This is a genomic window from Mycobacterium sp. NPDC050441 (genome assembly GCF_040655355.1).
Lineage (GTDB): Bacteria > Actinomycetota > Actinomycetes > Mycobacteriales > Mycobacteriaceae > Mycobacterium.
The window spans coordinates 704,354-716,427 of the sequence record NZ_JBFAJS010000001.1; the positions used below are offsets into that span (position 1 = coordinate 704,354).

12 protein-coding genes are annotated in these 12,074 nt (G+C 60.8%); 2 read left to right on the forward strand and 10 right to left on the reverse strand.

Annotation, left to right across the window (positions count from 1 at the left end; all coding sequences use genetic code 11):
- Nucleotides 1–34: 34 nt before the first annotated feature.
- From AB0I14_RS03580 to AB0I14_RS03625, 10 genes are all read right to left on the reverse strand, one after another.
- Complete coding sequence (locus tag AB0I14_RS03580) at nt 35–877, reverse strand: SDR family oxidoreductase (RefSeq protein ID WP_358015913.1); 843 nt, start codon at nt 875–877, stop codon at nt 35–37.
- On the reverse strand, nt 874–1,830 hold the full coding sequence (locus AB0I14_RS03585) for a TIGR03564 family F420-dependent LLM class oxidoreductase (RefSeq protein ID WP_358015916.1): 957 nt from the start codon (nt 1,828–1,830) through the stop codon (nt 874–876). Before AB0I14_RS03585 ends, AB0I14_RS03580 begins: the two co-directional genes overlap by 4 nt.
- Before the next feature lie 31 nt (nt 1,831–1,861).
- Complete coding sequence (locus AB0I14_RS03590; RefSeq protein WP_358015919.1) at nt 1,862–3,040, reverse strand: amidohydrolase family protein; 1,179 nt, start codon at nt 3,038–3,040, stop codon at nt 1,862–1,864.
- A 17-nt stretch (nt 3,041–3,057) separates the two neighbouring features.
- A complete protein-coding gene (locus AB0I14_RS03595; protein ID WP_358015922.1) occupies nt 3,058–4,467 on the reverse strand; it encodes an acyl-CoA reductase in 1,410 nt (469 codons plus the stop codon).
- Nucleotides 4,464–5,879 carry a hypothetical protein gene (locus AB0I14_RS03600; protein ID WP_358015925.1) on the reverse strand — a complete coding sequence of 472 codons (1,416 nt, stop codon included), beginning with the start codon at nt 5,877–5,879 and terminating at the stop codon, nt 4,464–4,466. Before AB0I14_RS03600 ends, AB0I14_RS03595 begins: the two co-directional genes overlap by 4 nt.
- 32 nt (nt 5,880–5,911) lie before the next feature.
- Nucleotides 5,912–6,373 (reverse strand): hypothetical protein, encoded by a 462-nt coding sequence (locus AB0I14_RS03605; RefSeq protein WP_358015928.1) that lies wholly within the window; start codon nt 6,371–6,373, stop codon nt 5,912–5,914.
- A 10-nt stretch (nt 6,374–6,383) separates the two neighbouring features.
- Nucleotides 6,384–7,115 carry a hypothetical protein gene (locus AB0I14_RS03610; protein WP_358015931.1) on the reverse strand — a complete coding sequence of 244 codons (732 nt, stop codon included), beginning with the start codon at nt 7,113–7,115 and terminating at the stop codon, nt 6,384–6,386.
- 152 nt (nt 7,116–7,267) lie between these two features.
- Nucleotides 7,268–8,068: a CbbQ/NirQ/NorQ/GpvN family protein gene (locus AB0I14_RS03615; protein ID WP_358016760.1), complete on the reverse strand. Its 801-nt coding sequence runs from the start codon at nt 8,066–8,068 to the stop codon at nt 7,268–7,270.
- Nucleotides 8,069–8,088: 20 nt separating this feature from the next.
- Complete coding sequence (locus AB0I14_RS03620) at nt 8,089–9,618, reverse strand: VWA domain-containing protein (RefSeq protein WP_358015934.1); 1,530 nt, start codon at nt 9,616–9,618, stop codon at nt 8,089–8,091.
- A 205-nt stretch (nt 9,619–9,823) separates the two neighbouring features.
- Entirely contained in the window at nt 9,824–10,477 is a 654-nt protein-coding gene (locus tag AB0I14_RS03625) for a TetR/AcrR family transcriptional regulator (protein ID WP_358015937.1), read from the reverse strand.
- Between the two features lie 103 nt (nt 10,478–10,580).
- On the opposite strand from AB0I14_RS03625, the gene AB0I14_RS03630 reads away from it, so the two are divergent.
- Both AB0I14_RS03630 and AB0I14_RS03635 read left to right on the forward strand, forming a co-directional pair.
- Nucleotides 10,581–11,255 (forward strand): DUF427 domain-containing protein, encoded by a 675-nt coding sequence (locus AB0I14_RS03630; RefSeq protein ID WP_358015940.1) that lies wholly within the window; start codon nt 10,581–10,583, stop codon nt 11,253–11,255.
- 116 nt (nt 11,256–11,371) lie between these two features.
- Nucleotides 11,372–11,566 (forward strand): DUF1275 family protein, encoded by a 195-nt coding sequence (locus AB0I14_RS03635; RefSeq protein ID WP_358015943.1) that lies wholly within the window; start codon nt 11,372–11,374, stop codon nt 11,564–11,566.
- Nucleotides 11,567–12,074 lie beyond the last annotated feature (508 nt).

A 12,074-nucleotide genomic window follows, 5' to 3' on the forward strand; every position in this document is an offset into this window, starting at 1 on the left:
GCGGTGGGCGGCGCCGGCTACCGCGCCACCCGCGTCATGCATCGAGTAGCGACAGCTGGCCCGTGCGCATCGCAGCAACCACTCCCCCATCGATAATGAGGTCGCTTCCGGTGATGAAACTCGCCTCAGGGCTGAGCAGGAACGCTGCCGCAGCGGCTACGTCATCAGGCGTCCCGCTACGTCCCATTCCCGCTTCGCTGACGATATGTCGCAGCCTCGACGCCGATGCGGAAGCCATTTCGCGTTTACCCGCAGGGGTGCATATCATTCCGGGACTGATCGAGTTGACTCGTGCTCCCTGCCAACCCCATCGGATCGCAGCTGCTTGAACGAGGATGTGGTTGGCCCGTTTGGCGACCGCATACGCCGCCGCAGGATCATCAAACCGCTCCGGGTCGGTGAAAGGCAGATCGAGCAACTCGTCGGCCCACACGCCAGCCAGCGACTGCTCCTGATCGCTATTGAGTCGCCCAGTCAGGTGTCCAGCAATGCTGGACACGACCACTCCCGCGCCACCGCGGCTGATGACGCTGCCGAATGACTCCAGTACCGCACCGACACCTTGCAGGTTGACGGCCAAAATCTCGGCAACGCTGCCCTGCGTCGGTGTGAGACCGGCAGCCATCACCAGTTGAGTTATCCGACCCCGCCAGCGGATCTCACGTGCCAGATCGGAAACCGCGCCGCGCACCGACATATCGACTGAGTAGCCGACGACGTCATGCCCTTCATCACGAAGGACGCCCTCAACCTTGTCCAGAGCCTCTTCGTCGCAGTCGGCCAGCACCACAGTCCGTCCTGCCCCCTGGCGACGAGCGATGGCGGTGCCAATGGCACCCGCACCAATGATCACCACCACGTCGCTGGCCTCGTTCACCGCAACTCCCTGGCGAGCGCACTGACAAGATCCCGCGTTCGTCTCTTTGACGCCACCAGTTGCTCGCGGGAATCACCGATCGGCAAGAGCCGGACCGCCAGATCCGTGACCCCCGCATCTGCAAACCGTCGAAACTGCTTGAGAATCGCCTCCGCATCCCCGGCGACACAGATGTCACCCACGTTCTCAGCGTCTCCCTGCTCGAGGAGCCTCTGGTAATTCGGTGAGACCTCGGCCTCCCCCAACACTTGGTTCGCGCGTTCTCTGGCAACCGGAATGTCGGTATTCGCGCACAGGCACACCGGAACCCCCGCGATGATTCGTGGGTGGGGCCGGCCAACGTTCTCGGCGGCTCGTGTGATGCGCGGAACCACATGGTCGGCAACCGCGCGCACATCCGCCATCCACAAGATGGTGCCGTCGGCCCGCTCCCCTGCCAGGGTCAGCATGCGAGGTCCCAGAGCAGCCAGAAGCACCGGCATCGGGTCGACCGGTTCTAAGACAAACGGGTTGTGCACGCGGAATGTTTCGTTGTCCACATCCACCGACCCCTTGCCACCCAATGCCGCCGCAAGCACGGCCAGATAATCGCGCGCGTAGCTGGCGGGCCGCTGATAGGGCAAACCCAACATGTCCGCGACCACCCAATGGTGCGAAGGCCCCACACCGAGAGCAATCCTGGCTGAGGTGGCTCCGTGTACCGATAACGCTTGGCGGGCCAGGGCAATCGGGTGCTGGGCCTGCATGGGAATCACTGCTGTGCCCAATTCGATACGCGTGGTCTTGGCGCCCATGAGCGTCAGCGCCGTCAGTGCATCGAAGTCGTTGGGCACTTGTGGCACCCACACCGTGTCGAGCATGGCGGCTTCGGCCCACTGTGCGTCGGCACACAGTCCGGTGATCTTTCTTGTCAGGTCACCACGTTCGGCACCGACCATCACTCCAACCCGCACGGATACCTCCGTTGTGCTCTCGACCGCGGCATCAGACGGTGACCAGTCGGGAGAGGTTGCCGCCCATGATCTTTGCCTGATCCTCGGTGCTGAGGTGATGAAGCGCGTCAGCGTAGTGAGCCGGCTGGGAGAGCCCTTCGGGATGGGGGTAGTCGGAGCCGTATAGAACTCGATCTACGCCGATGAGGTCGATCAGATCCGACACACCTTCTTCGTAGAACGGGCTCACGTGAATGCGAGACTTGATGAGACTCACTGGATCTCCGCCCGGGAAGCTCTCTGGCGTCTTTCTGTAGACATCGGCGAGGTTGTCGAGTAGCGGGAACAGCCACTTGGAGCCGGCTTCGATAACTGACACCTTCAGACCCGGAACTCGATACAGGGCACCGTGAATCACCCAGGACGCGACGGCATCCTGTACCGGGCGCCACTCGTTCAGCATGCTCATCGCGTGGGTTTCAAAGGGGCGATACTCCTGGTTGCCGCCGTCCCATTCCGCGTCATAGCGGGCATAGCCGCTGTCGGAGGTGTGCATTGCCACCAGGACATCGTGTTCGACGCAGCGCTGCCAGAAAGGATCGAACTCGGGTAGTGCAAACGAGCGCGGCCCACGATAGCCGGGAACAGGAGCCGGCCGGACCAAGATCACCCGTGCGCCTCGCCCGACCACCCAATCCAACTCCTCAATCGCCTTCTCCACGATCGGCAACGTGATCACCGGTGTCGTGAAGATGCGGTTGTGGTAGTTGAATCCCCAAACCTCATCCAGCCATCGGTTTAACGCATGCACCACCACGTGGCTTGCCACCGGGTCATCGCGCAGACGTTCTTCGATCAGGCTGGCCAGTGTCGGGAACATCAGCGAGCGGTCCACACCGAGCTCGTCCATCAGCTGCAAGCGTGGACCGGGCTCCCGGAACGCAGCAATGGAACGCATTGGCTCACCGAAGATCTCGCGCCGGCTCTTGCCTTCGGGGTTCCCGTTCTGGAAATAGCCCTCCATGGCGCCGGGCCGGGCGACGACCTCGAACGTGGGATTGGGGATGTAATTGCTGATCTGTCCTGCAATCGCGATCTTGGTTCGGCCATTCACCTGGACGTACTGGATCAAGTCTTTGTAGTGCTCGGGCAGGTACTTGGTCAACGACTCCGGAGTCTCATAAAGGTGGTTATCCGCGTCAAACAGTGGGTAGGACAGTTGGTTCGGCATCTCTCTCCAATGCGGAATCAGGTCAGATTGAGGGATATGTCGTCGTCGGCCATCCAGTGAACCAAACGTTGCAGCGGATACATCGCATCGTGAGGACTGCCCAGGGCGTGCGCGTTGGCGGTTCCCAGGCGACACAGACGCTGGGCACCGGCGGCCGCAAGCTGATCGCGCAGCACGACTTTGCGTTCGTAGGGATAGACGCCGATGGTCTGCGTCGCCACGTTCACGTAGCGCACCGCATCCTGCAAAGACCCCACCGTAACGATATTGGAAGTCTTATTGGACGGATGGAAATTCACTGGCGCGTCCGACAAGATCACCAGGCCACTTCCGTCGTCGCGGCCCCAGGTCTTGAGCTCACCCATCGCCGACATGATCTCGACTTCTTCACGGACCTCTGCCGGCGGCGGCAACGCTTTGGCAGAGGCATAGTCGCGATCCATCGCCAGACGCTCAGCCAGCTTGGCGCAGAAGGTCTCGACCTGTGCACGCTCCCCCTCGGCGAACACAAATCGGCTGGCAAGACAGGCCTCCTGGTTGAACACCGTGGTGTCCAACGCCAGTCGCTCGGCCACCTCGTCCATCGTCGAGTCGGACTCGAACGCCTCGCGGCCGATCATCGAGATGGAGGACTTGGGATCGAAGGACACCAGTTGTATGCCTGGGCCGAGGTAACGGATCACGTTGTTGATCGCCGGCCCGCCGCCCCACGCCACGATCTTGTCGAAATATTGAGGCCGGTACAGGGTCCGTTCGATGGCTTCGTCTCCACCCTGCCAGTACACCGCAGTCATCGATTGCACCACAGGGTGATTCGGATCGATATCTGCCATGGTGCGAAGCACGGCCACGGTGGTGAAGGGATCACTGGAGGGCATCTTGAACAGGTTGACGGCCTTAACGATCGCCCCCTGGGCAATGGACGCGATACAGCCCGCCGGCGCGTTTCCGGCCAGCATGTGCACGATCCGCGGCGGGAAGGCGCGCACCGCGAGCTTGCTTCCGAACGCGTCGACCTTCTCCACCCACCCGTCGAGCGCTTCGGGACGATCGAAGTTGGACTCCACCATGCTTTCGAGCAGTTGGCGGTTGAGATAGTAGGGCGCCTCACGGTAGAGGTTCTCGACCACTCGCCGCGGCAGCGGATTGGTCGCCGCGATGTGCTCCAGACATTCCTGCAGATAGGGATTGCGATCTAGATGCAGCCGCTCACCCACTTCGACGAGGAAATCGATGATCTCGGCGACCTTCATCCCGAGCAGCGGAGGGAGCTCCGAACGTGGGGTGACAATCGCGTCGAGGTCGATCGGCGGAGTGCTGAAGTCAGCGCCCAGGTCACGTGAGCGGTGCTGTACCGCATTGCCTTCGACGAGCGTGCCGCGAATGAAGTGCGGCGCGGCGAGTACCTGTGCGGGTGTTGAAGTCATGAAACACCCCGAACGTATGCGTCGATGCTGCCCGCGCAGCTGATCTTGTCCCCGTCCGGGAGATCGGAGAACCGCATGATCTCTCGGGCGACCGTAGGCCCCTGATGCCTACAGGCGCACTTGCCGAAATTGATCGCGATCTTGTCCCCGCTGATGATGCCGCCCCATCGGCCCTCGATGGACAGGTCCATGAATGCGGCGCGCGCCTCGACATCATCGTTGCCGACCTCAAGAAGCTGTTCGCCGCTCACGTCGAGCGGAAGAGCAATTACCCATGGTGGGATGTGGTACCGCTCGGCGCTGCACAGCGGGAACGTGGAGTTCAGCTCGCGCATGCTGTACATGTGGTACATCCGCCGCTCTGTGACGTTGAACGTTTCTAGGATGTACTCGCGGTAGTTCTCGGGAAGCACCGCACCTTTCAGGCCGCCGGCCACGAACATCGAGTTCTCGGCGTGGAAATCGCTGCCACTGTAACCCTTTTCCCGCACAGCTTCGGCAATTGGGTAGAGCTGGCCGAACATCCCACTCACCATGATGGGCTGGCTGCGCGCCGCGATCAGCGCGTCAACAGTCTCCTCCGATGAGGCGACCATTTCCGCGCCGCGCTTCGCCGCGATCTGTTCGAACTCAGCGATCTCCGAGGGCTTCGCCGTGCCATCGGCGATCTTGCGTCGCAGTACGATCATCTCGACCATTGAGCCGACGGTGATCGGCTCCGAACCGAATTGGAACGGCTCGACACCCGGTGCGATCGCCGCGATCATCTCCTCTCGGATCGCGCTCTCCCTGGGCGCGGCGAATTGCGGTCCGATGCCAAAGAACTTCCTTCTGGCATCGGGGTTGAGCCCAAGAGCCCACACGATTCCCTCGGCGTTTCCGCGAGCCGAGAAGTCGATGTCTCCTTCTGTGCCGCTCATGATCGCCGGCTTGCCGGTGGTGCCGCTCGAGCACGACAGGTAGTGCCCGACGGTTTCCATCTGTTTGATCCAGCCATCAAGAGTCTCAACGCCGTCCAGATTGACGTCCTCAACCGGGCGGGTTGAAACGGTGTTGAGCCAACGACCCATGCGGTCCCATTGTCGGTCTGTGAGCCACCCCTCTGAGTAGCTCTTGTAGGTTGTGTGGGCAAATAGCAATGGCACTAGGTCGGCTGGCTTGTTGATCGTGGTGGTGCCACCGGCTTCAGAACGGTGCCGCAGTAGTCCGATCGAATCGAACTGGCTTTCCAACCGCTCGTTGGCGGCCGCCAGCTGCTCGGTCAACAGATCGTGCGGGGCGACGTCGTAGCAATCCGACGTCCCCAGCATGGCCATCAGGCGGTCCGTTGGTGATGTCACGTGTTTCTCCTTATTGGCGCCCTCGCCGCGCGCCATGCCGGCGCGTCGGCGTTCCGCCTTAAGTAAACTCAAGCGTATATTTTTGTCAAGCCGAGCGAGCTCGGTTACGGTGTGGCGCTTTGATGGGCTGCCTCAGCAGCCTCGCGGGCGACACGCTCGTCGTGTATGCGGACCAGCTCCCGGAATCCCAGCCGCGGGTACTGCGGTTTGGGCTGCACGCCCCACTCATCGAGTGCGGTATTGATGCCTGCAGCTTCCGGAGCACTACCAAAGGGCGGGCCGGGGAAGTCGTAAGGATGCTTGCATTCCAACGAAGTGTCGTTGTAGCGCACCTTCATCAGCTCACTGCAGATGTCGCGGAACCCTAGGGTCGGGTAACCGTAATAGATCATTATGAACGGCAGAGTAAAGGCGCCTTCAATGACTAGCGCGGTGAGGCAGACGAGTATGCCGCGTTTGAGCCATTTATGCATGTTGGCCCATTGTTTGGTGGTGCCCAACGCGAGCGCTTCTTGCTTGGGTTCCCCGCTTGTCTGTTCATCAGCGGTGGATGGCGGGTTCGTCATTGAATTCCCCTTATTCCGAGAATATTTCGCGATTGACCGTGTGTAGATATGGGATGGCCAGGAACGGTGTTATGTATACGATGTCGTAGAGCCACCAGCCGATTACGGGCAGCGCGGTCCCGGTGTATCGGAGGTCGGCGTAGACGGTCATGTTCATGACGTAGCCCACCCAGATCACGACACCGAACCAGCAGGTGACGATGAGCCATTGGTAGCCCCAGCGTTTCATTTGAAGGAATGCGATGGCTGCAGCGATGCGCATGGGGAAGACGATGAGTATGAGGGCGAACTCCCAACCTTTCTCACCGGGAGCGCCGGCCCCACCGATCCACAGCTGGTTGTAATGCCAGAAGTAGCCCATGTCGAACAGGTTGCCCCAGCCGGTATAGAGCACCCGGTAGACCAGTGTGTGGTTGCCGACCATGTCGAGAATCCAGCCCTGGGTATTCAATCCCGCATCGAGGATCACCAGGTATCCGATAAGTGTCACCATGATGGGGCGCACCGAGAGCCCGGCTTGGCTGGCCACCCGCATCTTCTTCAATCCCCATAGGAATAGGGGAAATCCGAAGATCCCGGCGGCGTTGGTGCCCATCAGCAGCGTCCCGGCGATGAGCCACTTGTCTGCGCTGCGCTCAGCCTGCCTGCTTGCCTCATCATGATCGTCGTAGGAGATGAAGCGATTGCCCGACGCCGGTGCAGCTGCTTTGTCTGACTTGCGGCTGATCAGTGGAATGTTCATGTTCCTTACCCCCAGTATCCGCGGGTGAAGGACATGTGCAGTTGTATGCCGAACTGGATGATGAGATACCCGTAGACAAAGATCTGGAACGCGATGAGCGCTCGCCTCTTCTGCCTGTCTCGTTCATTCATTGGTGTTTCGCTCCCTTCTGACTAGCGATTAGCCGATGATTCGGCCGCGAGCAGGCTGGCCGCTGCGGTCTCTCTCAGCCCGTCTGTGACTGCCCCTTCGGTGCTCAACGGCGCGAGCACGCAGACATCGACTGCTTCCAGCTCATCGATGCCCGCAGCAACGAGTTGAGCGGCCGTGACCAACACGCGCGTCGAAGGAGGCTCAAAGTGGAAGGCGTCGTCGGCACCACGAATACTGTTGGCACACTTGACTAGTCGTTCTGCGCTGGCATGGTCCACACCGGTTTCGGATACCAACACCTCAACTTCTCGATCTGGAGGCAGATAGTCCATGCCGAGCGTGACGAAACGTTGCCGGAATGAGGGCTTGAGTTCCTTCAGCGAACTTCGGTAGGCAGGGTTGTAGGAGCACACCAGCATGAAGCTGTCGGGAGCGACCAGGACCTCACCCGACCGATCCAAAAACAGGGTTCGACGGTGATCGGTCAGCGAATGCAGGACGGCCAGGGAATCGTGGCGCGCCTCCACCACCTCATCGAGGTAGCAAATCGCACCCTGCTTCACAGCCCGCGTGAGCGGCCCGTCACTCCAGACCACGTCCCCGCCAGTCACCATGAACCTGCCGACAAGGTCCGAACTTGTCAGATCGTCATGGCAGCTGATCGTCATCACCGGGAGGCCAAGAAGCTCACCCATGTACTCAACAAATCGGGTTTTGCCGCACCCGGTAGGCCCGGTCAGCATCACCGGGAGCCTTCGATCAAACGCGTTAACGAAGATTTGTTCCTCGTTGCCGTTGGATTGGTATTTCACCATCGTCATCTGTTCCTCACGTGGGAAAGTCATGCAGCAACCAGTTCTCGATGCACACTGGCCAGTACGTCTGGTAGTTCGTCAATTCGCCTGATACGTCGCGATTTTCGCGGTCCGAAGACCTCCGGTAACGGGTCCACCCGTACGGGGCCTACCCCGATGTAATAAATCGAGATGCCGGCGTCCTCTGCCTCTTCGACCGCATGGGCCACGTCGGCCCACGCGTAGCGGCCTTCATAGCCCTCGTCAGATATGAGTCCGTCCCCGATCACAATCAGCAAGCGCCGTGACGACGGTTGATGGAGCAGACGACTCGACAGATGGCGCAACGGCGCCCCGAGTCGGGTGTAGCCACCTGTGCTCAAACCGAATCCACTGGGAACCACAAGGCGTGGCTCATCAAAATCTTTCAGGCAGTTGACCTCCACCCGGTGGCGGGTGTTGCCACTGAACACGAAGACACCGTGGCGTTCACGAGCCATCTTCATGGCGTGAGAAAGCGCGTCGGCACATGCCAGTTCAAGCTTGAACAACTTGCCCTGCCCCACCCCGAGAGATGAGCTGCCATCGAGAAGCAGAGCTGTGGTGACGTCTCGGTACCCCGGCAGCAGATCACGAAACACGCGGCCGTCCGAAGAATGCCCGGTCAGTGAATCTACATAGTGATCGACATACCGATCGATATCGAGTTCGCATCCGTCATCGAGGCCGTTCTTGTGCACCCTGTGCGTCTGCTCCTGGAAGTACCTACGAATGTCGGCAGATACCGGACGATACCGCTGGCTTTGGGCAGACACCTTTCGCTCGAGAACAGCGACATAACGCGGCAAGAATCGCTCCGTCCATGCGTTCCATTCCGGATACGGGATGCCCTGGCGAAGATCGTCGCGAATCTCTAGTTCCCCATCGTCGTCTGGACGACTGGGAGGTGGCAGGTTCGGATTACGGACTCCCCCCTCACCGGCAACGGGGATCGAGTACCCAACACGCAAATGAGTCTGCTTGGATCCCCAGGGCATACGTCCCCGCATACGCCGCGCCATTGCCGCGAGCCCACGCGGGGGCGGCGCGGCCGGCGTCAGCCTGCCCAATAGCGGATACTCGCCCAGAGCAATCCGCGACCGAGCGAGAACCATTGCCCTGTCGAGCATCTCCTCGGCAGAGGTATCGGCCGCAACGGGATCTAGTTCAGGGAGATGGCGTTTGCACTCCGGCAGGAGGCCGGGCCATTGTTCGGCTACCCAACCCAGCGCCACCGATCCTTCGGTGATCCGCAACGCTTGAGCCTGGCGTGCGGTGAGCTGATGTAGATCGAATCTCGCGACTGCATCTTTCGATGGTGCGCATTGCAATGCGACCCCACACGTCACGGCGCGGGTGCCCCAGTCCAGAACCGGTGCCGGATATGGCACTTCCACTACACTACGACCTTGGTTCATGCCGAATGCCGCGCGCTCACCGGAGACAAGTCGCGCACCCTGCCGTCGGCCGTCCGACAACGTGACAGCGACCAGCGCCGTTGTCCGCTCGACCGCAAGGGCCGGCGCTGCGCCTGTCATGAGGAGCCAACGCCGCAGCAGAGCACTACATGCGGTGTCAGAATGTCCCGATCCCCCGCATGATGCGATACCAGAACGCGACTAGCAGTCCCGCGCCCCCCCAACCGATTGCGATCCGAAGTATGTCCTGCCACATGGAGATGCCTTTCTATTGCGGTTGATGCTCGATGAGAGCGGCCAGAGGGAAATGAAGCGGCTGGGACCGTCACGCCGCCTCCAACCCTCGCCGCGTACTTTTGACGAATCCCTGCAGAATGCGTCCGCGCGCGGCCTTGGACTGGTGAACCGTCACCAGCAGGGAGTACACACCGAGGAGGAAAAACAGCGCGCTCTCGTCTGGATCAGCCTCGGGATGAGCAGTACCCGCCTTTTGGGCGAGCTGTATCTGCTCGCTCAGACTCGCGACAAGAGGGTGATCGGTCGATTTGGCGAAGCCCGGCGGCCTCGTTGTCGAGAAATGCAGTGCAAGCACATCTCGGAAGAGTCTCGTACCGAGACGAGTTTCTGACGCGACCACCAGCCTGACAATCTCTTCGAGAACTGACCACAGCTCAGGCTCAGCGTCGGTGAACTTGCCGAGATCAGCGGCCATCCGCACGACCAAGTCGCCTTCGGCCTCTTCGAGCACGTGCTCCTTGGTCGGGAAGTGGAAGTAGAACGTTCCTCGCGCCACGCCCGCCTCCGCCACGATGGCACCTACATCGGCATCTGCCATCCCGGACCGCTTGAACTCGGCTAGAGCAGCGTCGTAGATGCGCTGGCGCGTCTCCAGGCGCTGAGCATCGCGCTTCGTCGTGGGTGCATCTGTGTCCGTCATCACAAATAGTGTGTGCATTTCGCTGAAAAATGTCAATGACATCTTTCAACGACTGGCGTCAGTGAACTACGCTCGGCTGGGAGCCGCGACTACCACGGGCTCCCAGCCAGAACTGCGTGTGCATCAGTAAGGAGCCAAAGCCCGCATGGCACTCACTACTCCGAGCGGCCCGCTGGGCAGCAACCCAGCCGGGTGGTACTCCCAACCGCTGCCTGACGGCGTCGTATATGTGGAGCCTCATCCCCGGCGCGTCCAAGCCATCCTCGACGGCCGGGTAGTCATCGACACAGAACGGGCATTGCTGGTTCACCGACCAGACAAGTTCTTGCGGTATGCGTTCCCACTAGACGTCGTACGCGAGCTTCCGCACCGCCCTGAACCGAGTGCGCCCGGATATGCGCTTGTCCCGTGGAAATGTGTTGATTCTTGGATTGAGGAAGGACGCGTCCTGGTCAACTATCCACCCAATCCCTACCACCGTGTCGACTGCCGTCCGAGTCGTCGACGACTGCGCGTCACGGTTCCCGGTGTCACGCTTGTTGATACGGACGACACCATCATCGTCTTCGAGACGACGCTCGAACCCCGCCTGTATGTCTCGCCCGCTTTGGTCAGAATGAGCCGTCTGCGACAGTCGCCCTCGTCTAGCTTCTGCGATTACAAGGGCCCTGCTACGTACTGGTCGGCGGACGCCAATGGCGCGGAACTACGTGACATCGCATGGAGCTACGATGATCCACCGCCAGAGAGCCTTCCGATCAAGGGATTTCTCAGCTTCAATCCAGAACTAGTCCAGGTCTGCGCCGAGCTACCCGCCTAGATCGAGGGAGTAACGTTAGACCACCGACGAGACCCAAAGGCTCCCGATTACAAGAACTTTCGACAGCTCTACACGCGCCGTGGGTCCTGGCGGGATCGGCCGGGATCCTGGGCGCCGTGGCATTTGCCCATTCCGCCGGCTATTTCGTTACCTTCATGACTGGCAACACCGAACGCGCTGCGCTCGGATGGTTCCGAGGCGGCCCAGCACTCGCCATGTCTGCGGTGCTGCCAATAGCGACCTTCCTTTCTGAAGTAGTCATCGGCCCACTCGGCCGCCGGGATATGTGGTCGAAACGACCGCATGCGTGATGGTCTCGACGACCCTGCGGCTGGCGATCGCGACGATCTTAGACATCGTGTTGCGCGGATGTGGTCCGGCCGTGAAGTGCCTCTATCCCCCCATTCTCTTCATCACTTTCGGCGTCGGTTCACTAAACGCAACGTTTGCGGAAACGGCGAAATGGCGAAGTGGCGGTGCCATTGAGCTACGTCACCGGAACGCCACATCAGCGGAGGCGCGTTCTCAGACTGGCTCGACTACCTGCTTCTGTATGTGAGCTTTGTCAGCGGCGCCGCTGCAGGTGGCGTTATCAGCCTGCACATCAGCGGACCCCAGATGCTTCTGGTCGCTACCGCAGTTATCCGGCGCCACGGCAGCGTATTCACGCTGCCGTGGACCGGTCATTCGGCATTCGCCTAACACAGCCTGACTCACGATGCTCGCCCAGTGTGACAGGATCGAGCACCGGCGCCATATACCGCGCTGGTCGCGGGTCTCCTACGAGTCCGGTGCCAGTGGCCGTCAACAGCACGATGG